Raw genomic sequence first — 583 nt, 5'->3', positions numbered from 1 at the left:
GGTTTGGTTGCTGAAAACTTTCCAAGTGTGTGGACGGGAGAGCCAGGCGGGTCGGGCGAGTTTGCATTCTCGCAAACCCGCGCTTTCCACCCTACGCCCTTCACGAAGCACGGCTTATCTGCAGGCTGGCACCCGAGTTGCGGAGGATCACATCGTGCAGGTCAACGGCATTCATCACATCACTGGCATTTCCGGTCCGGCGCCGCGCAACCTGGATTTCTATACGCGCGTCCTCGGGCTCCGACTGGTCAAGAAGACCGTCAACTTCGACGATCCGACCACGTACCACCTCTATTACGGGGACCATGGCGGCGCGCCGGGCACGATCCTGACGTTCTTCCCGTGGGCGCATGTCGCCCCGGGCCGCGCCGGCGTCGGCTTCACGCAGGAGACAGCCTTTCGCGTTCCCGAATCTGCGATCGGATATTGGGCTCACCGTTTCCTCGGAAAAGGCGTTTCTCACGGCACCCCGGAGAAGCGCTTCGGCCAGAGCGTCCTGACCTTTCGCGATCCGGACGGCGCCGGACTGGCGTTGATCGGCACCCCCGGCATGGAAAACGAGCCGGCATGGACCGGCTCGGAC

The 583-nt window shown here is 63.1% G+C and carries 1 protein-coding gene; it reads left to right on the top strand.

Translation table 11 applies throughout. The features are described from left to right. Positions 1-154 precede the first annotated feature (154 nt). Positions 155-583: VOC family protein (locus tag AC1DT3_RS23655; RefSeq protein WP_477467583.1), on the top strand; the 429-nt coding region annotated here is incomplete at its 3' end.

The sequence above is a fragment of the Microvirga sp. P4_G7 genome, assembly GCF_056401005.1.
Note: the sequence above shows the minus strand (reverse complement) of the source record. Positions and strands in the feature narration are given on the sequence as shown.